The sequence below is a fragment of the Deltaproteobacteria bacterium genome, assembly GCA_019308905.1.
In the GTDB taxonomy this organism is placed as follows: domain Bacteria; phylum Desulfobacterota; class BSN033; order WVXP01; family WVXP01; genus JAFDHF01.
Genome location: JAFDHF010000010.1, coordinates 14,790 through 35,141 on the forward strand (window position 1 = coordinate 14,790; position 20,352 = coordinate 35,141).

Genomic DNA, 20,352 nt, shown 5'->3' on the forward strand with positions numbered 1-20,352 from the left:
GTGGAGTTTCCTGACTTTTGGGTCGTGTTCGTGATTCGTGTTCGTGATTCGTGATTCGTGTTCGTGATTCGTGTTCGTGGTTCGTGTTCGTGGTTCGTGTTCGTGGTTCGCGGTCGTGGGAAAGGGGCAGGAATTCCCCGCCCGCTAGCCCCGAAGGTGTCTTCCCGTGACTTTGGGAGCAAAGGGATAAGAGTGCCGCCATTCAGAGGGAAAAAATGACTCTAAAGTCAACTGGTTGCAGGAGTACTCGGTCGAAAACTCGGGAAACTCCACATTACCGGGGAGAATCTCCGGCACTTTTCGAGGTCCTCGGCCCAAGGGGGTGGGAAGCCCGTCTCCTTGTCCTTCTGCCAGGATCGGTTAAAATAAGAAACGGAAAGGCTCGAAAGGAACCGGGGAGTTCCTTATGTCTGATTCACCGGGAAGGCATGGGTCGAAGGAACCCAATATCTCAGTAGGGATAACGACTGCAAAGAAAATCTTCCATTTCCGGCTGACAGGAACCTTCACGTCTCTTCCGAAAGCCACCCTCTCTTCGGGCCGGTACACCGCCTGTCTGGGAGAAGGTGGCATCTCCGTTATCGACGACAGCGGGAGGGTGATACTCCAACAGCCTTCAATCGCTCTGTCTCCACAGGTGCCGGAACGGTCCTGCTTCGGACTGGCAAGGGTACCTGTGGGGGAAGGCTTTCACTGGGAGTACACGCAGGATCTCTCCTTTCGTGGAGAGCTTCGTATCCGGCCTTTCCCCCCGGAAGGGCTCCAGGTGATCAATACTCTCCCCCTGGAAGCCTATCTCTGTAGTGTCGTCGGGTCGGAGATGAGCGCAGCGGCGCCCTTGGAGTTCCTGAAGGCCCACGCGGTCATCTCCAGAAGCTGGGCCATCAGAAGAATAACGGGAAAGGACCGGCCCGCCGATCCCCCCCCTCCAACCCGGAGGCCGGCCCCCGACGGGGAGATCTTCTCTTGGACCGGTGCGGAGATTCACGAGACATTCGACGTCTGCGCCGATGATCACTGCCAGCGCTACCGTGGGATTCTCCGTGAGACCGCTTCGGTCCTCGAAAAGGCCGTCCGAGAGACCCGGGGGCAGATACTCACCTACGGAGGCGAGATCTGCGACACACGCTATTCCAAGTGTTGCGGCGGTATGACGGAGGACTTCAACAGCGTCTGGGAAGACCTGGATATCCCCTATCTCAGGTCCCTCCCGGATAATGAGAGTCCCGCCCGGGGATTCTCATTCCCTCTCTCAGTGGAGGAGAATGCCCGGAGGTGGATCACGGGCTCTCCCGAGGCATATTGCCGGACCACAGACAGGGGGATCATCGAGACGGTGCTTCCTCCCTCGGACAGGGAAACGGGGGATTTCTTCCGCTGGGAAAGGCTCTACTCCCAGGATGAGCTTTCCCTGATCCTCGGTGAAAAGACGGGCAGGGACTTGGGACAGATTCGCGATCTCCTTCCTCTCCAGAGAGGAGGATCAGGCCGGATCATCCGTCTCCGTGTGGTGGGGACCAGATCCACCCTGGATGTGGGCAAGGAACTCGAAATCCGCCGGGTTCTCTCGCCGACCCACCTGTACAGCTCCGCCTTTTTCGTCGAAAAAGAAGCGACCCCGGGGGGAGTCCCCAAGAGGTTCCGTCTTCTGGGGGCCGGGTGGGGCCACGGCGTCGGGCTGTGCCAGATAGGTGCGGCGGTCATGGCGATCCATGGCAAGACCTATGGCGAGATCCTCCGCCACTATTTCCCCAATACCCGGCTGGATAGGGCCTACGACAGGTAAGACCGTTGAAAATCGCCAACCCCTGTGCTAGATTCTCTTGGCACGCCGGGACAGGAGGCCCGTCTCAGGGTCGACATTGAGTTTCCAGAGGGTGATAGGGCAGACCAACACGGGCCGGCAGGCCCAGGTATGAACCGTGAAACAACGGATCTGTGAGATTCTCCCCCTAGTATCCTCCCCTGCGCGATATCTGGGAGGGGAGAGAAACGCCGTCTCCAAGAAGGCCGATTCGGTACGTCTCCGGTTTGCCCTCGCCTTTCCCGATCTCTATGAGGTGGCCATGTGCCACGTGGGGCTGGGGATACTCTACCACATTCTCAATGCAAGGCAGGACATTGCCGCAGAGAGGGTGTTCGCACCCTGGGCTGATCTGGAACACCACATGAGGATCAGGGGGATCCCCCTTGTGTCTCTGGAGTCTTTTCTCCCGGTGCGAGAGTTCCATGTCCTCGGCTTCTCTCTCCAGTACGAACTCAGCTACACCAATGTTCTCAATATGCTCGAGCTTGCAGGGATCCCTGCCTGGGCTCGTGACAGGGACGAGAGGTACCCTCTGGTCATCGGTGGCGGGCCTTGCACAACCAACCCGGAACCGGTTGCGGATTTTTTCGATGCTTTCCTGATCGGCGAAGGGGAAGAGGCGGTCCTGGAGATCTGCGACTGCGTCATAGAGGCGAGGGAAAGGAGACTCCCGAAGGCCCTTCTCCTTCGAAACCTCTCGAAGATAGAGGGCGTATACGTCCCCTCCCTGTTCGAGGTCGCATACCGTAAGGACGGCACCATCGAGGAGATAGTTCCCCTCATGGAAGGTTGCCCCTTTGTGAGAAGGAGGATTCTTCCGGACCTGGACCTGCCACCCTACCCAAGCGCTCCTGTTGTGCCCTGGTTGAAGACGATCCACGACCGGCTCAGCGTCGAAATCGCCCGCGGGTGCAAGAGGGGTTGCAGGTTCTGTCATGCCGGATTCATCTATCGGCCTTATCGAGAGAGAAAGCCCGAGCGGGTCGAAGCCATAGTGGAGGAAGCATTGGCCTCCACGGGCTATGAAGAGATCTCCCTGCTCTCCCTGAGCAGTGGAGATTACACTTCCGTGGGGACCTTGCTGAAAAGGCTGGTGAACCGCTATCAGGGCAGAAACATAGCCGTCTCGTTCCCTTCTCTCCGGGTAGAGACACTCGAACCGGAGATGTTGAGCCTGGTAAAGAGGGTCCGAAAGACGGGATTCACCCTTGCGCCGGAGGCGGCAACGTCCCGTCTCCGGCGGGTGATCAACAAGGAGATGGACGAGGAGCGGCTGCTCCAGGCAGCCGACTCTCTTTACAGGAACGGATGGAACCTCATCAAGCTCTACTTTATGACGGGCCTCCCCACGGAAAGTGAGGAAGATCTGCGGGAGATCGTTCCACTGGCCAGGAGAGTCCTCCAACAGGGTAAGGGGTCCAGAAGGCCACCACGTCTGAACGTGAGCCTATCCACTTTCGTGCCCAAGGCCCACACCCCTTTCCAATGGGAACCCCAGCTCAGTCTCAAGGAGACCGAGGCGAGACAAGAGATCCTGAGAAAGGCGTTCTCCAGGGGAAGAATCCGCTTCAAGTGGCACGATGCGAGGATGAGCCTTCTGGAGGGGGTTTTTTCCAGAGGCGACAGGCGGTTGTCCCGGGTACTGTACGATGCCTTCAGGATGGGGTGCCGATTCGACGGCTGGACCGAATCCTTCCGCTGGGACCTGTGGCGGAGGGCCTTCGAGAAGAACGGCATGGACATGACCTTCTATACCCGTGCTAGGGATCTCTCCGAGATCCTTCCATGGAGTCATATCAGGTGTGGGATAACCGAGGAGTTTCTGCAAAGGGAAAGGGACCGGGCCAGGAAAGAGATCCCAACCCCCCCATGCCACCAGAGATGTACCGCCTGCGGATCATGCGATGGTGAACGGATCGGCGTAGTCTTGCGGAAGACCGATCAAGAGCCTCCCCTCTCTCCGAAACGGTCCCGGCCCGGCAAGACAGGAGCCGTGAAATTCCGCGTGGAGTACCAAAAGCTGGGACCCGCCAGGTTCCTGGGCCACCTCGATATGGCCAGGGCCTTCCATCGGGCTGCCAGGCGTGGCCGCATCCCCCTGTCTTACTCCCAGGGCTTCCATCCTGCTCCCAGAATCAGTTTCAGGAGGGCTCTGCCCCTGGGTTTTGAGAGCCTCTCCGAGGAGATGGAATGGAGGCTGGAGTCCCCGGTGAGTGGGAAGAGGTTTGCCAGCACCTTGAACGATCACCTCCCCCAGGGGCTGCGCATAAGGGGAGTTCAACCTGCCGGCCGGAACCGTTCCTGTCCGGATGAGAGTCCCGAGGGGACCCGCTATCTCGTTGCCATCACCGGCAAATCACCCGGGAACATCGAGCAGGGGATCCGCTGTTTCATGGAACAGAGCCACTGGTTTCTCACCGGGTCGGTCGACCAGGACGGCCCGGATATCCGCCCCCATATCGAGATCATGAGGAGGCTGGAACCCTCCCGTATCGGCGACCCGGTCCTGCAGGTGTGGTCTGATTCGGCCTGTTCCGGAGCCTGCCTCTTGGAGTTGATACTCCTTGACACAGAGGGCGGACACGTAAGGGTCGACAGGGCTCTCGCATCGATTTTAGGGCTCTCGGATGAAGAGAGAAGACAGATGAGGATTCTGAAAGTCGGAAAGACCTCTCCCCATGACGGCTGAACTCATCATAAACGCCTCACCCCATGAAAACCGGGTGGCCCTCCTGGAGGAGGGTACCGTGGTGGAAATTCAAATAGAGAGAAAGAAGGAACGGAGCATCATAGGCAATACCTACAGAGGCAGAGTGGTGAAGGTGTTGCCCGGAATGCAGGCCGCCTTCGTGGATATCGGCCTGGACAGAGCGGCTTTCCTATACGTGACAGACGTGTACAGCAACATCCAGGAGTACCACCAGATGCTCGAGGGGGGCTGGGAGGAACATGACGGATTCGAATTCGAGGCAGGAGGTTCCCTTTTCGACGGCCCGCCCCAGATCGAAGACCTGGTTTGCGAAGGCCAGGAACTCCTCGTCCAGGTCTCGCGGGAACCCCTTGGGACGAAAGGAACCCGTGTGACCGCCCATATCAGTCTTCCCGGCCGGTATCTCGTCGTCATGCCGACGGTCGACCACGTGGGGGTGTCGAGGCGGATCGCTGACCAAGAGGAGCGCCGAAGACTGAGGGATCTTGTTTTGGGAATCAGACCCCCCGGATTTGGGGTCATCGTCAGGACGGCGAGTGAGGGGGCCCGGGAAGAGGAACTCAAGAACGACATGGATCTGCTGGTGAGGATCTGGGAGACCATCCAGCGCAAGAACGAGACCGCGGCGGCTCCCAGCCTGATCCACAGCGATTTCAGTCTCGTTTTGAGAGCCATCAGGGACCTGGTTACGGCCGATGTGAGGCGGATTGTCACCGATTCAGAAGAGGAGTACGGGAAGATAATCAAGTTTATGGAGACCTACATGCCCCGCACCAGGTGCGAGGTCGAACTCTATCGCGAGCATACGCCCATCTTCGACGTCTACGGCATCGAACCGGAACTCGACAGGGCTCTCAGGCGAAAGGTCTGGCTCAAGTCTGGAGGATACATCGTCATCGAAATCACAGAGGCACTTACGGCCATCGACGTCAACACCGGAAAGTTCGTGGGCAAGAGGAATCTGGAGAACACCATAGTAAAAACCAACCTGGAGGCTGCAAAGGAAATCGCCTACCAGCTTCGGCTGAGGAATATCGGCGGAATCATCATCATCGACTTCATCGACATGGAAAAAGAGACAAACAGGGACATGGTCTACAACGCCCTCGAATTGGCTCTGAAAAAGGATCGGGCCAGATCCAACATCTCGAAGATTTCCGAGCTGGGTCTTGTGGAAATGACCCGGAAGAGGACCAGGGAGAGTCTTACCCATCTGCTCGGCGAACCTTGCTCGGTCTGCGACGGCCTCGGATACGTCAAGTCGAAAGCCACGGTCTGCTACGACATCTTTCGCCAGATCGAACGGGTTTCGTCGGACGCTTGGGGTAAGGCCATAGTGGTGAATGCAAGCCCCGAGGTGGCCGAGATGCTTTCCGACGAAGAACGGGCCGGCATCGAGAGACTCGAGAAAAAACTCGGCAAGAGGATCGTGGTCCAAGGAATCGACAGGTTCCACCAGGAGGAATTCGAGGTCTTGGAGGTGTAAAGGGCACCGATCGGGAGTGAGGGGGTGGAGAGATCGTGTTTGTGATTCGTGTTCGTGAGTCGTGTTCGTGGGGAAGGGGCAAGAATTCACCGCCTGCGAAACTCCAGTGGGTCACCGCGTGAGCTCAGGAGGGAGGGAACGAGAGGCTCCCACAAAACGGGGGAACTCCCCCTCCCTAGCCGTTGACTTTTATGGGAAAATGGCATAGATTTTTGTATGGTTTTTCCGGGTTCCAGGGAGGTCATTGAATGTACGCGGTATTTCGGACGGGTGGAAAGCAGTACAGGGCATCTGAAGGAGACATGATCCGGGTGGAACGGCTGGAAGGCGAGGTCGGGAACGAGGTCAGGATCAAGGCGGTCCTTATGACCAGGGACGAGGAGGAGATTCGAATCGGTACTCCCCTGGTTGCAGAGGCAGAGGTCATCGGCCGGATCGTCGAACAGGGCAAGGCCGGCAAGATCATCGTCTTCAAGCACAAGCGGCGCAAAGGTTACCGCCGCAAGGCAGGGCATCGACAAGGCTATACCTGTTTGCGGATCGACAAGATCGAGGTCTGAAACAGCTCCGGTGTATCAGGAGGTCCTTTTATGGCACATAAGAAGGCTGGCGGAAGTTCCCGTAACGGAAGAGACAGCGCAGGACAGCGCCTCGGGGTAAAACGTTTTGGAGGCCAGTTGGTGCGGGCCGGCCACATCCTGGTGAGGCAGAGGGGGACAAGGATTCACCCGGGTAACCATGTCGGAATGGGCAGAGATTACACTCTCTTTGCCAAGGTGGATGGTCTGGTTCGGTTTGAGAAGAGAGGAAAAGACAGAACCTTTGTCAGCATAGTTGCCCCTTGATCTCCCCTCACCCGGATCCTCCTTCGAGTATCGACCTCATGAAATGGGTTGACAGCATCAGGGTCTTTGTGAAAGGCGGTAGCGGGGGACCCGGTTGCCTGAGTTTCCGGAAAGAGCGATTCCTCCCCAAAGGCGGCCCTGACGGAGGAGACGGGGGCAGAGGCGGGAGTGTTTTCTTTGTCGGCGATTCCGGGGTGGCAAGTCTCCTTCCCCTCTGTTACAACCCCAGGTTCGTCGCCGAGGACGGTCATCCCGGCAAGGCAAACAGGCAGTCGGGAAAGAGTGGGAACGACCTGACCGTCCGAGTTCCAGTGGGCACCGTATTGGTCGACGTAGACAGCGGGAAGGTACTCAAGGACCTCGACAGGGAGGGAGAGTGCTTCGTAGCTGCAAAGGGTGGAAGGGGAGGCCGTGGGAACGCTCGGTTCACCACGCCGACAGATCGGGCTCCGAGACGTGTGGAAAAGGGGGGCATGGGAGAAAGCCGATGGATCAGGCTTGAACTGAAGCTCCCCGCGGAGGTCGGCCTCATCGGCCGGCCCAACAGTGGGAAGTCCACGATTCTTTCGAGAATCTCCTCGGCCAGCCCCCGGATAGCCGAATACCCCTTCACTACCACTTCCCCCAACGTCGGAGTGGTGACTGATGACGAATACAAGAGCTTCACGGTAGTCGATACCCCGGGCATTGCGCAAGACGCCAGCCAGGGCCGTGGCCTGGGAATCGGCTTCCTCCGGCATATCGAGAGAACCAGACTTCTCGTCCATGTCATCGACATTGCCGGTCTCTCCGAGCAAGGCGCTGTTGATGACCACCAGATGATCATGGCAGAACTGAAGGCCTTTAACCCCCGACTCGGAGAAAAACCGCAGATCGTCGCGATAAACAAGGTCGACCTCATAAAGGATCCCCAGCACCTGGAAACGTTGGAGGCGGCTCTCGGTGAGCGGGGCATCCCGGCATTTCCGGTTTCCGGTCTGACGGGGCAGGGCCTCAGCCGCCTTGTCAGAGAGATGGCAAGACGACTCGGAGGGTAGAATCCACTGCCCAACGGAGAGAATCGGTTGACGGAGAGGACCCTCAGGCAGAATCTTCTGGGAAAGGCCAGGCTCATCGTCCTCAAAGTGGGCTCCAGTGTCCTCCTGGAAAAGGGTATCGGCATCGACCTGGTGGCCTTCTCCAAACTGGCCAAGGAGGCTTCCCAGATCCACAGCGGCTCCAGACGGGTCGTCCTCGTCACATCGGGCGCAATCGCCGCAGGAATAGAAACACTCCACTGGGCAAGAAAACCCCAGACCATACCCCATGTCCAGGCGGCCGCAGCGATCGGCCAGCCCAGGTTGATGAAGATCTACCAAGACTGTTTTTCCAACTACCGCAGGAAGGTGGCCCAGGTGCTGCTGACACACGATGACCTCGGCGACCGCCACCGGTACCTCAATGCGAGAAACACCCTGCTGACTCTGTTGGATCAGGGCTATATCCCCATCATAAACGAAAACGACACCGTGGCAGTGGATGAGATCAAATTCGGTGACAACGACAACCTCGCCGCCCTGGTCACATCCCTGGTGAGTGCTGATCTGTTGATCATCCTCTCGGACATAGACGGACTCTACGACCACGACCCGAAGGACTCCGGCAGGGCGGAACTGATCCATCTGGTGGAAAATATCGACCGCCATATTGTAGAGTGTGCCACGGAGAGCAGGAGCCCCTGGTGCGTCGGGGGGATGGCCAGCAAGATCGAGGCTGCCAGCAAGGCCGTCAGGTTCGGCGTTCCCGCAGTTGTTGCGAACGGCAAAGTGGAGGGCATCCTCAACCGTATTCTCCAGGGGGAGGTGGTGGGCACCCTCTTTCTGCCTCTTGCAGATCGGTTGAGCAGCAGGAAACAGTGGATAGCATACGGTCTGAAGCCTGCCGGCCGGATCGTGGTTGACGAAGGAGCCAGGGAGGCGATCGTCTCAAAGGGCAAGAGCCTCCTGCCTACCGGTGTCAGAGAGGTATCGGGAGACTTCGACAGGGGCGATGCCGTAGGCTGCCTCGACCCCTGGGGTTTTGAGTTTGCAAGGGGCCTGGTCAACTACAACTGCAGGGAACTCGAATCCATCAAGGGGAAGAGAAGTCGAGAAATCGAAGGAACCATCGGATACAAGTACTCCGACGAGATAATCCACCGCGACAATCTCGTCATCCTCTAGAGGAACCACTGGAGCTCGGATGGATCTCAAAGGGCGGATCGTGGAGATTGGGAGGCGTGCAAGAGAGGCGTCCCTCGAAACGGCCAGACTGGACACCGGGACGAAGAATCGGGCCTTGATGATGATGGCTGACTCCTTGTTGGAATCGTCAATGGTGCTTCAGGGGGAGAACGAGAAGGACCTGACGTTGGCCAGGGAGAAGGGGCTGTCCAGCGCCATGATCGATCGGCTCGCCCTCAGGGAGTCGGTGATCAGGGATATGGCTGAAAGCCTGAGAGAGGTCGCCTCCCTGCCAGACCCAGTCGGCGAAGTGGTCCGCATGTGGAGGAGGCCTAACGGCCTTCTGGTGGGGAAGGTAAGGATTCCACTGGGCGTCGTCGGGATGATCTATGAGTCTCGCCCCAACGTGACTTCCGACGCTGCCGGGCTCTGCCTGAAAGCCGGCAACGCCGTCATTCTGAGGGGAGGATCCGAGGCCATCCATTCCAACAAGGCCATCTGTGCCGTTCTCCGGTCTGTCCTGGAAAGGGCAGGCCTCCCCGTCAACGCCATCCAGTTGATTCCTGTGACCGACAGACAAGGAGTCGATGAAATGCTCCGCCTCGAGGATTATATTGACGTCATTATTCCCAGAGGCGGCGAGGGGCTCATCCGGTCTGTTGCGGAAAGATCCAGAATCCCGGTTATCAAACACTACAAAGGCGTCTGCCATGTTTTCGTAGACGAGAGCGCAGAGCTCGAAATGGCCGAAAGAATCTGTCTCAACGCGAAAGTTCAGCGGCCGGGTGTCTGCAATGCCATGGAGACTCTCCTTGTCCATGAGAAGATCGCGGAGAGGTTTCTTCCCAGGGTTGCCAGGGCCCTGGAGCAGAGAGGAGTCGATCTCAGGGGATGCTCCAAGACTCTGAAGATCCTCCCCCGTATCAAGAAGGCCGAGCCGACGGACTGGGAAACGGAGTACCTCGATCTGATCCTCGCCATAAGAGTGGTCCCTGGTATTGACGAGGCCATCGACCACATCCATAGGTACGGATCCATGCACACCGAGTCGATCGTCACATCCGATTATGCGAGGGCTGAGCAGTTTCTCAGGGATGTCAATTCCTCCTGTGTGTTTGTCAACGCATCGACCCGTTTCAGCGACGGCCACGAGCTCGGCCTTGGAGCCGAGATCGGAATCAGCACCAGCAAACTCCATGCTTTCGGTCCCATGGGGCTTGAGGCGTTGACAACCACTAAGTTCATCGTCCGCGGAGACGGCCAGATCAGACAGTAGCCCCCATGGACGGCCGTCAATACCCGAGGGAGAGGCTGAAGGTGCGCTTGGGACTTCTAGGAGGAACATTCAACCCTATCCACTTCGGCCATCTGAGAGGGGTCGAAGAAGCCCGTGAGGCCTTTGGTCTGGAGAGGGTCTACTTCGTTCCGGCTGCCGTGCCTCCGCACAAGGACGACAGCATCGAAGTCTCTCCGGCCCAGCGGCTCGAAATGGTACGTCTGGCCATTGAGGACAATCCGGCCTTTATGGTCTCCGACGTGGAGCTTGTCAGGCCGGGCAAGTCCTATTCCATCGATACCCTGCTCTACTTCAGAAACGAGTCTCCAGGGGCTGACCTCTATTTCATCGTAGGGATGGATTCTTTCCTCGATGTAACCACATGGAAGAGGTATCAGGATCTTTTCTCCCTTTGCCATTTCGTAGTCCTCAGCCGGCCAGGCTGGAAGCCGTGCGGCCTGGCCGATCTCACGCCTCACGAATTCTGGAAAAACTTCCGTTCCGGCAAGGATGCCAACGAGTGGGTCCACGAACCCTCGGGGTTCAGAACGTACTTCCTGGAACGGCCGATTATGGACATCTCCTCCCGGGAGATCCGTGAGAGGATCCGGACGGGCAGATCGGTCCGCTACATGATGCGGGAAAAAGTGGAGGCATTTGTTCTCAGCAAAGGGTTTTACGCTAAGCCTGATCCAGCCGGAGAGGAGTCTCGGTGATGGCTCTTCCAATTTTTCCCATTTTCTGCTATAAACCTTCTACCTCAGCGTCCTGAGGTTTGTCCGGGGAGGTATGGCCGAGAGTTCCAAAAAGAAGTCACTTACCTGTGTGGACGCCGCACTTCAAAAGAAGGCCGTCGACGTGGTTCTGCTCAAGATCAGGGGGATCGTCTCCTACGCCGACTACTTCTTAATCTGCGGCGGCAGGTCGGACCGCCAGGTTCAGGCCATTGCTGAATCGATCGAGACGGAGATGAAGAAGAGGGGACACCGCGCCCTGGGTATAGAGGGAATGAGTCAGGGCCGGTGGGTCTTGATAGACTACGGAGACGTTGTCGTCCACGTCTTTCAGGAATCGGTGCGGAAGTTCTACGACCTGGAAGGCTTGTGGATCGAGGCTCCCAGGGTGGACCTCGCCGACCGGCTGGAACCGGGGAAGACAGGGAAAAAGGCGAAAGGATGACCCCTTGAAACAGGACAAGGTGAGTCACCGGCAAATCCAAAAGCTAAAACAGATCCTCCTGCACAAGCGTGAGGAGATCATCGGGGGAGTCATGCAGATCCGCGCCTCTTCTCAGGAGATGGGTCAAAATGGCATTCAGGATACGGCGGACGAGGCCTCAAACCTCTATACCCAGCAGGTTCTCATGAGCCTCAACGAGAATCAGAGGGGCATGCTCAGGGAGGTGGATGAGGCCCTCGACCGGATCGAGGAGGGAACCTACGGCATCTGTGAGGGCTGCGGCAAACCCATCGCCGTCAGGCGCCTGGAGATCAAACCCTTTGCCAAGTACTGTGTGCAATGTCAGGATGCCATCGAAAAGAAACGAGGCCTTCCGTCAAAGGAGTGAACACCGGCCGGCTCTGATGAGGCAAATCCGTGTTACTGAGATTCATCCTGCTCGTGGCGATTCTCTTGATCTCCTTTCTCGGGTATGTGGCATACCTGAATCATGACACCTCTGTCACCCTCTTTCTCGTTAAGGGAAGACCACTGCCTGCTTCTCTCCCGGCCGTCATCATGGCTTCCTTTGCCTCAGGCGCTTTTGTAGTGTTCATGGTGGGCCTTGTTCGGGATATGGTTGAAGGCTGGAAGGGCCTGAGAAAGGGCAAGAGAGTGAAAAAGGAGGAGAGCCTTCAGGCAGAAATTGCCACGGGACTGAATCTCCTTGCGAAGGGTGATCCTCAGGGTAGCAGAATCCATCTGTCCAATGCCCTGGAAAGGGACCCTGAAAATATCGAGCTCTATGCCAGGCTGAGCGACACCTACGCCGCCGAGGAGATGTTGGAGAAGGCAGTAGGGACCCTTGAGAAAGCAGGGGTGATGGATCCGGAAAACGAAGAGATCCTTTTCAAGAAGGCACGACTTTACAAACAGATGGGCAATCCGGCCATGGCCGTCGGTGCCCTTGAAAGGATTCTCGCTGCAGATCCGAGCAACCTGACTGCCTGGAGGAATCTGAGGGAGATCTTTCTGGACGGGAAAGATTGGAAACGGCTCATGGAGGTACAAAAGCGGATCGTGAGCCATACCAAGAACGGAGTAGATCTTCCCCGGGAGAGGCGCCTCCAGACCGGGCTGAAGTATGAGTACGCCCTATCACTGACGCAGGGTGAAGACGGGAAAGGGCTGGAAAGGGCCGCCAGGCTCTGCAAGGAGATCATCAAGGCCTGCAGGGGATTCCAACCGGCCTACCTCCTGCTTGGAGAGATCTACCAGAAGCAGGGCCGGTGGGTTGATGCCGGAAGAGTCCTGGGCAGGGGTTTTCGCATAACCGGCGGTGCCGTGTTTCTCCTCCACCTCGAGGATCTTTACCTGAAAAGGAACGACTCGAAGACGCTCCTCAAGATCTACAGGCGGATCCTGGAAAACAACCCTGGAAGGGCGATCATCTCCCTCCTCTACTCCCGGCTCTGCCTGAAGCTGAACATGCTGGACGAGGCGATGGATGAACTCGTCGAGATGGGGAAACGTCAAGAGAGCGACCCGTCCTTTCAAGGCCTGATGGCCGAGGTTTATGCACAGAAGGGACAGGCCGAGGCGGCGGTCCAGGAATACAGAAGGGTGCTGGAACTCACGGGCTGCCTTGTTCCCGGTTTTGTGTGTGAATCCTGCGGTCGAGAGTCCAGACAGTGGATGGGCCGCTGCCCTTCGTGTAATCAATGGGGTACCTATCGGCTTCACGGAGAAGAGGATGTAGCCCGCCCGGGCGAGGCATGACCGGCAGTGGCACACCATAGAGCCCCCCCTCACCCAGGATCAACAGGCACCTTGAGGCTCGCCGTCAAGGGTCTCGTCGATTTTGTATTCCCCCCCGAGTGTTCCATCTGTGGCTGCCCGGTCGACCCTGCCTGCCCCCACTCTCTCTGCCCCTCGTGCCTGTCAAAGATCGCTTTCGTTCTTCCACCTCTCTGTGTCAGGTGCGGCGTCCCCTTTTCCTCCCCCGCACAGGAGAGTCACCTCTGCGGACGGTGTCTCAGAGGGAAAATCCTCTATCGCAGGGCCAGGGCCCTGGCTCTCTTTTCGGGCCCTATGAGAACGGCCATTCATGCCTTCAAGTACGAAAACAAGACCTACCTTGCCAGGGCCCTGGCCGGCCTCACCAAGGAAAGCCCCGTCCCTTTCCATATCGACCGGTACGACATTCTCGTACCCGTTCCTCTCCACAAGAACCGCCTCAGGAAAAGGGGGTACAACCAGTCCCTGCTACTCGCCAGGGAACTCGGCCGCCTCTTTGCCGTGCCCGTGGGCGAGAGGGTGCTGAGGAAAACCCGGGACTCCGCCCCTCAGGTGGAACTTACAGGGACCGAGAGGGAGAAAAACGTGAAGGGTGTCTTCTCCCTCGGGCGGGGGCGGGCAGAAGGAGCCGTACTGCTGGTCGACGACGTTTTGACCACAGGCGCCACGGTCAACGAATGTGCAAGAACCCTACTCGAGGGTGGGGCCAGGACGGTGGACGTCTTTACCGTTGCCAGAGCCGTTTGAGTGAAGCCGGCTCTCCGGAACATCCCGTATTGTTGTTTCCAGAACCCTTTTCGGCCGGCGACCACGCAGGAGGCCGGATCCCTCCGTGTACCGAAGAATCGGCCCCCTGACCTGACAACCGTAAAGCCAGGCTCCCAAACTGCCGATAAAGGAATCGAAAGACTGAACAACCCATTGCCCGAACAAGCATAGGACCCGTCTTTCAGGAGACTTATATAGAGGCCCACCGTTGAGAAGACAGACCATCAATCTCCTTCTTCTCATTACCTGTCTTGTTCTTCTTTTTGTCACCCTGATCCCCCTCTTCCTTGGTTACTACTTGGCCCCAAGGATCACCCAGAATATCCTCAAGAAGGAGATCGAGGAATTCTTCCAGAAAAAGGCCGAAGTCGGGCGCTCGGGCCTCACCATCTTAGGAGGATTCGGGATCGAGTACCGAGACGTAAGGGTACCCGGCCCTGACGGGAAGGACTTCTTCCGTGTGAGCAGGTTTCGCCTCCAGCCTTCCATAAGATCCTTGATCCTGGGCAGGCTCAGGTGGAAGCGCATCGTCCTCAGGAACCCATCGATCCGCCTGGTTCGGACCTCCAAGGGGAAAATCACCCCCGAGGGAAAAGGCAGGGAAGAATGCAAAACCGGAGAGAAGGACCCTTGCGGAAAACTCCTGGCAGCGGTGAGTCATCTGCCTTCTCAACTCTCGATTCAAGGGGGCAGAATCCTCTTCACGGATCATGCACTCGCGGGGAAAGCATTTGTGACGGAAGTGGAGAACATCGAAGCCACCTCCCAGAGGATCTCTCAGGGAAAGGCCCTCTCTCTCCATATCAAGGGGAGGGTCGCAGGGGGCAGGAGGGAGGAATTCTCCATATCAACAAGGATCAGCGGCATAGAGGAGCCGTTGGACATACACCGGCTGGGATTTGCCGTCTCCTTCCAGGCCCGGGCCATCGATCTACGCCGAATGTGGCCCTACCTCCGGAGGGTTGTTCCTTTCGAAACGATGAAGGGCCTTCTCGATCTTAAGCTCGAGTGGAAAGGAAGGCCTGAATCGTTCCAATCCTCAGGAGAGGTAAAGATTCGAAGCTGCCGCTTCACCTTGCCCGCTCTTTACACGGCCCCGATAAGGCTGAAGGAGGGATCGCTCCGCTACGATCTCGAATACAAACAGCAGGTCGCCCATATCTCCCGATTGGTCCTCAAGGTACCACACATTTCGGTCAGCGGGGCAGGATCGATCAGTAAGAGCCGTCGCGGTGCTCCGGCCGTCTCACTGGTATTTACCACGAAGAAGACCCCGTTGAGAGCCCTCAGGCCCTATCTACCAGACCTCCTGATTCCCCGGAGGGTGCTCGGTCTCTTGAAGGACCGCAGGTTCCGCGGGTCTTTCCGGTTGGAAAAGGTCAAACTAGATGGCGTGTGGACCGACTTGGCCCCAGGGACGATCCGAAAAAGGCCCGGCACGCTCTCCCTCCGCCTGAAGGTCAGCGGCGCGAGCGTCCCTGTCGATTCGAAGCTCCCCCCCTTAAGGGACGTCTCGGGTCTTATCACCCTCCGGAGAGACCGGCTCGGTCTTAGCGGCTTTCATGGGAGGTTTCGCCAGTCCCGGCTGACACTCGATGGATCTGTTTCCCGCCTGTACTCTGACCCGGCAATGGCCGTCGCCTTCAAAGGAGATCTGGATCTCAAGGGCCTGCTTCCCCTTCTCAAGGGAGAAGCCATGCCCCAGGAGGTTAGAAAGGCTCTCCAACCAATAGCCGCCATCCACGGAAGGGCCAGAATAGAAGGGAAAATCAGGCACAGGTTCAGTCGTTTCTCCGACCTGGCATACCAGACACGGATCTCCCTTAAAGGCGCCCGACTCAGGATAAGCGGCATCCCCTCCCCGCTCACCCATATGGAGGGAGAGATCCGGTGCACCGAGAAAGAGATTCTCTTCTCCCGTTTCAAATGGAGAATGGGAGGTGCTCCCTGTCATGGTCATGCCTCGGTGCGGGGTTATGTGAAGAGATTCCACGACAGGGTTACCGTCTCAAGGGGGATGAGGATCTCCCTCGACATGGGATCCGAAGAGCTTAAGGTCGATGAGCTTCTCCCCAAGGGCGGAGGGGGAAAGATCCGGATCGATCCGGACTCGATCTGGCTGAACTCCACGGTAACCGCCAAAATGAGCATTGCACGGGGATCCCTTGGGGGACTCCACTTTGCAAATTTCATCACCGCCTTCACCTTGAAAAGGGGACTCCTGAGATTCCGGAGGTTCCAGGCCGAGATACCCGGCGGGTTCATCAGATCCGGAGGATGGGTCCGTCTGAAGTCCGGAGGGGGAATCTCTTTCAAGGTAACCCCGACGATCCACAGAATGGACCTTGCCGGAGCCGTCCCTTCGCCCAAGGGTCGGAGGAGCTTTCTCTCGGGAAGATTGAACCTCGAAGGAGTGCTGGTAGGCAGGGGAGATTCGGCGGAAGGGATAGTACGGTCTCTCGCCGGGGACCTCAGGCTAATGGCAGAAGACGGCAGCCTCCACGGACTCAGGGGCCACCCCGACCAGAGCATTCCTTACAACCGAGTAACCGGTCGAATTCTCATCGAGAAGGGAATCGCCTCCACCAGAGACCTCTATCTCGACGGCGATGTGGTCAGCATGACCCTGGGCGGCTGGGTCGACCTCAACGGTCGGAGCCTCGACCTCCGTATCGGGGTTCGCCCCCTTCAGACAATGGACAGGATTCTCAGCAACGTCCCGGTGGCCGGTTGGCTCCTGGCGGGCAAAGATAGGAGCATCCTCACTTTCTGCTATCGTTTGAGGGGCCGGTTCAATGACTTCGAGTTGAAAAGCATCTCGCCTCAAAACGCCGGACCCGGGTCACACTGAGGAAAAACCGCCTGAATTGCCCGGGGAGTACCGGGAATTTGGTCAAAAGACCGGGGTAGTCCCCCCAGATATCACTTGACTTCTTCTATATCTAGGTATATAAGACTATTTGAATACAACATATAGGGAGCTGTCACTCCCGGGGGAAATCTCGTATCGTTATTGTTGTAGAATCACCGGCTCGCTGGGAGACCGATGGAAGAAAGAGAGCTTCTCGAGGAAATAGACCGGCTCAGACGGGAGAACCGGGCGCTCCGGCAAACGATGAAGGAGCTGGAGGAATTGAAGGACCATTACAGGGAGACTGCCCGGGACCTCAAGGCTGCCAGGGAGCGAATGAAGCAACTCTCCATAACGGACGACCTGACCGAGATCTACAATTACCGGTATTTCATGGAGGCCCTGGATCTGGAGTTGAGGCGGGCAATCCGGTACGAGTATCCCATCTCCCTCATGATGGTGGATATCGACCATTTCAAGACTTACAATGATACCCATGGGCACGTGGCAGGCGACAGGGTCCTGAGGGAGATCGCCAGGGTTATGAAGGCCACGGTTCGCCACACCGATATACTTGCCCGGTATGGTGGTGAGGAGTTCGCCGGCATCCTCATCAAAACCAAGCTGGACGAGGCCTGCCAGATCGCCGAGCGGGTCAGAAGGGCCGTAAAAAGCCGTACCATTGAACACGAGGGCAGCCAACCAGCGGGCCGCTTGACCGTCAGCATTGGGATCAGCACCCTAACGTCCCAGGTTTCTTCTGTAAAGGGGCTCATCGAGACCGCCGATGAGGCCCTTTACGAGGCCAAGAGGAAGGGAAGAAACCGGGTGGCCATCAGCCAATCCGCCATCTCCGAGATGCCCACATGGACGGTGGAAGATCAAGGCGAAATCGATAGAACAGAAGTCGATGATTCTGCCCGTCACAGCAGGGATTATTCTCAGGGATAACAGGGTTCTCGTAGTCCAGCGAAGACCCGGCTCTCGCCGCGGGCTTTTGTGGGAATTTCCTGGGGGAAAGGTCGAACCGGACGAAAATCCCAGGCAGTCTCTCAAGAGGGAGCTCGAGGAGGAAGTCGGGATCGAGGTGGAGGTGGGCAGGCGGTTTGAGATGGTATACCAGCCATACCCGGACATGAGGATCCTGCTCATGAGCTATCTCTGCCGCCTGGTCCGCGGTGAACCCCGGCCGCTCCACTGCCACAGGATCAGATGGGTGACAGGGGAGGAGCTTAACAGGCTCCCTATGGCCAAGGCAGATATTCTTCTCAGAAATGCCCTTTGTGTCGTGGGCGGCTTCCTTGATTCATCCCCCGGGAAGGGCCATGAACACCGCCTCTCGAGATCCTGCTGACTCACATGCTCCGGGCCAGAGCGTTCTGAAGGGACGGAGGAGACCTCGGTCGGCCGGGATACCCGCCTGGCTAGAGAAGAAGAGAACCCCAGACCCCTTCGTTGACAACGGTGCGAAAAACGGTTACCCTTGATTGAAGAAGAGATCAGGATCGTTTCGGAATCTGTGATCCTGGAGGACCCTGATGTGACCCTCCAAGAGGTTAGGAAGTGTTCTTCACCCCTTCTGGGACCCTTTCTTCTCCGCACTGCTTCCATTGCCTCCTCGATAACGAGCCAGATCGATCAGATGACCAGCGGACTCGGTTGCATCAGGGCTGAGAGTCCCGGATACCCCCCTGCCCGGACTGGGTCGGAGGTGAAGGAACACGGAGAGTCACGAAGGAAGAATCATGCAGAAAAAGATGCTTATTAACGCCGCCCAGACGGGGGAGTGCCGTGTGGCCATCGTCGAGGGTGAAAACCTGGTAGATTTCAACATAGAGACCACTGTCCGCGAGAAATCCAAGGGCAATATCTACAGCGGGATTGTCACCCACATCGAGCCGAGCTTCCAGGCGGCCTTTGTGGACTACGGGGCAAAACGCCATGGTTTTCTCTCCCTTTCCGAGGTAAACCCCCAGTACTACGAGAAGCAGGTCCCACCCGGGGAGAGGCCCAGGATCCAGGACGTTCTCAGCCGCGGCCAGAAGCTCATCGTACAGGTGGTCAAGGAGGAGATGTCGAACAAGGGGGCCGCCCTCACGACCAACATCTCCCTTCCCGGCAGGTATGTCGTCCTCATGCCCGGAACAGAAAGCTACGGGGTTTCTCGTAAGATCGAGGACGAACGGCAGCGGGAACGCCTGCTGAACATTCTTAAAGAGTTCAACCATCCCGAGGGTATCGGCTTTATCGTGAGGACTGCTGGGGCGGACAAGAGCAAGCGGGAGCTTTTCAGGGAGTGTGGATACCTGGTACGTCTCTGGGAGAGCATACAGGCCAAAATGCGAGAACTTCCCGTACCTTCCCTCCTCTACCAGGAGAGTCACCTCATGATCCAATCCATCCGGGAGTACTTCACCAAGGATATGGAAGTCCTGGTGGATGACAAGGAGGTATACCGGCAGATAAAGGATTTCTTCCGCCAGGTAATGCCCCAATACCAGCGTAGGGTAAAACTCTACCAGGAAAAGAAACCTCTTTTCGCACGATTCAACCTGGAAGAGCAGATCGAGGCGATTTACGCAAGGAAGGTTCCCCTAAAATCGGGAGGAAGCATCTGCATCGATCCGACTGAGGCTCTGGTCTCTATCGATGTCAACTCGGGCAGGCTCGGAAAATCCAAAAGCATCGAACAGACCGCCCTGAACACCAATCTGGAGGCTGCAGAGGAGATAGCCCGTCAACTCAGGCTGAGGGATCTGGGGGGACTCATCGTCATCGACTTCATCGATATGAAGGACCGGAAGCATAACCTGGCCGTGGAGCGATGTCTTCGCAACGCGTTGAAGAAGGACAAGGCCAAGACCGATGTATCAAAGATATCCAAGTTCGGCCTCTTGGAGATGTCAAGGCAGAGGCTGAAGACCCCTCTTGCCGAGGAGAGCTACACGGTCTGCCTTTACTGTGACGGCAGGGGCAGGGTGAAATCGACCGAATCCCTCTCCCTCACGGTCTTGAGAAAGATACTGGACCGCGTTATCGAGGGCGATGTAGGTATAGTCAAGGGGATCTTCTCCAGGCCTGTGGCCTCTTATCTGCTCAACCAGAAGCGGAAGGAACTCAGCGACATTGAAAAGGAGTTCCACCTCCATATCTGGTTTACGGGCCAGTGGGAGATGGCTCCGGATCAATACGTTCTGGAGTTTGTCACGCGAGACAAGCTGGAGGGATTGGAAGAGAAGGAGCTAGAAAAGGAGTCCCGACCCGTGCCTTCCGAACAGCCACCCCTCCCCTCTCTTCCCAGGCTCATCGAGGAAGAGATGAAAAAGCCCTGGTACCGTAAGATCTTCGGACGATTCTAACCCGAAATTCACCGCCCCCCTGCCCGGAAGGTGGGAAGGAACCGCTCGCCGGATCTCTTCTCTCCCCGGGGCCAGAACCGCGGGCAGGGCCAAA

The 20,352-nt window shown here is 57.5% G+C and carries 17 protein-coding genes; all 17 read left to right on the forward strand.

From position 1 onward, the window contains the following. Positions 1 to 406: 406 nt before the first annotated feature. The 17 genes from JRJ26_05525 to JRJ26_05605 all read left to right on the forward strand — a co-directional run bounded on the left by JRJ26_05525 (position 407) and on the right by JRJ26_05605 (position 20,258). On the forward strand, positions 407 to 1,786 hold the full coding sequence (locus tag JRJ26_05525) for a SpoIID/LytB domain-containing protein (GenBank protein MBW2056939.1): 1,380 nt from the start codon (positions 407 to 409) through the stop codon (positions 1,784 to 1,786). 136 nt (positions 1,787 to 1,922) lie between these two features. After that, positions 1,923 to 4,496, forward strand: a complete 2,574-nt coding sequence (locus JRJ26_05530) for a TIGR03960 family B12-binding radical SAM protein (GenBank protein ID MBW2056940.1) — start codon at positions 1,923 to 1,925, stop codon at positions 4,494 to 4,496. Then, complete coding sequence (locus tag JRJ26_05535) at positions 4,486 to 6,003, forward strand: Rne/Rng family ribonuclease (protein ID MBW2056941.1); 1,518 nt, start codon at positions 4,486 to 4,488, stop codon at positions 6,001 to 6,003. The genes JRJ26_05530 and JRJ26_05535 overlap by 11 nt, the downstream gene beginning before the upstream one ends. Positions 6,004 to 6,251: 248 nt before the next feature. Further along, complete coding sequence (rplU, locus tag JRJ26_05540) at positions 6,252 to 6,563, forward strand: 50S ribosomal protein L21 (protein MBW2056942.1); 312 nt, start codon at positions 6,252 to 6,254, stop codon at positions 6,561 to 6,563. 30 nt (positions 6,564 to 6,593) lie between these two features. Further along, positions 6,594 to 6,848, forward strand: coding sequence for a 50S ribosomal protein L27 (gene rpmA, locus JRJ26_05545; GenBank protein MBW2056943.1), 255 nt, complete (start codon positions 6,594 to 6,596; stop codon positions 6,846 to 6,848). A 38-nt stretch (positions 6,849 to 6,886) separates the two neighbouring features. Beyond that, a complete protein-coding gene (gene obgE, locus JRJ26_05550) occupies positions 6,887 to 7,885 on the forward strand; it encodes a GTPase ObgE (protein MBW2056944.1) in 999 nt (332 codons plus the stop codon). Positions 7,886 to 7,912: 27 nt separating this feature from the next. Next, positions 7,913 to 9,049, forward strand: coding sequence for a glutamate 5-kinase (gene proB / locus JRJ26_05555; GenBank protein ID MBW2056945.1), 1,137 nt, complete (start codon positions 7,913 to 7,915; stop codon positions 9,047 to 9,049). 19 nt (positions 9,050 to 9,068) lie between these two features. Next, complete coding sequence (locus JRJ26_05560) at positions 9,069 to 10,325, forward strand: glutamate-5-semialdehyde dehydrogenase (protein MBW2056946.1); 1,257 nt, start codon at positions 9,069 to 9,071, stop codon at positions 10,323 to 10,325. A 41-nt stretch (positions 10,326 to 10,366) separates the two neighbouring features. Continuing rightward, positions 10,367 to 11,041 (forward strand): nicotinate-nucleotide adenylyltransferase, encoded by a 675-nt coding sequence (nadD, locus tag JRJ26_05565; GenBank protein ID MBW2056947.1) that lies wholly within the window; start codon positions 10,367 to 10,369, stop codon positions 11,039 to 11,041. A gap of 73 nt (positions 11,042 to 11,114) precedes the next feature. After that, complete coding sequence (gene rsfS, locus JRJ26_05570; GenBank protein MBW2056948.1) at positions 11,115 to 11,504, forward strand: ribosome silencing factor; 390 nt, start codon at positions 11,115 to 11,117, stop codon at positions 11,502 to 11,504. 4 nt (positions 11,505 to 11,508) lie between these two features. Continuing rightward, complete coding sequence (locus tag JRJ26_05575; protein MBW2056949.1) at positions 11,509 to 11,892, forward strand: TraR/DksA C4-type zinc finger protein; 384 nt, start codon at positions 11,509 to 11,511, stop codon at positions 11,890 to 11,892. Positions 11,893 to 11,921: 29 nt separating this feature from the next. Beyond that, positions 11,922 to 13,262 carry a tetratricopeptide repeat protein gene (locus tag JRJ26_05580; protein ID MBW2056950.1) on the forward strand — a complete coding sequence of 447 codons (1,341 nt, stop codon included), beginning with the start codon at positions 11,922 to 11,924 and terminating at the stop codon, positions 13,260 to 13,262. A gap of 51 nt (positions 13,263 to 13,313) precedes the next feature. Beyond that, positions 13,314 to 14,027, forward strand: a complete 714-nt coding sequence (locus JRJ26_05585) for a ComF family protein (GenBank protein MBW2056951.1) — start codon at positions 13,314 to 13,316, stop codon at positions 14,025 to 14,027. Between the two features lie 229 nt (positions 14,028 to 14,256). Then, entirely contained in the window at positions 14,257 to 16,899 is a 2,643-nt protein-coding gene (locus JRJ26_05590; GenBank protein ID MBW2056952.1) for an AsmA-like C-terminal domain-containing protein, read from the forward strand. Between the two features lie 195 nt (positions 16,900 to 17,094). Continuing rightward, positions 17,095 to 17,850 carry a GGDEF domain-containing protein gene (locus tag JRJ26_05595; protein MBW2056953.1) on the forward strand — a complete coding sequence of 252 codons (756 nt, stop codon included), beginning with the start codon at positions 17,095 to 17,097 and terminating at the stop codon, positions 17,848 to 17,850. Next, positions 17,810 to 18,253: an NUDIX domain-containing protein gene (locus tag JRJ26_05600; GenBank protein ID MBW2056954.1), complete on the forward strand. Its 444-nt coding sequence runs from the start codon at positions 17,810 to 17,812 to the stop codon at positions 18,251 to 18,253. Before JRJ26_05595 ends, JRJ26_05600 begins: the two co-directional genes overlap by 41 nt. A 403-nt stretch (positions 18,254 to 18,656) precedes the next feature. Then, a complete protein-coding gene (locus JRJ26_05605; protein MBW2056955.1) occupies positions 18,657 to 20,258 on the forward strand; it encodes an Rne/Rng family ribonuclease in 1,602 nt (533 codons plus the stop codon). Positions 20,259 to 20,352 lie beyond the last annotated feature (94 nt).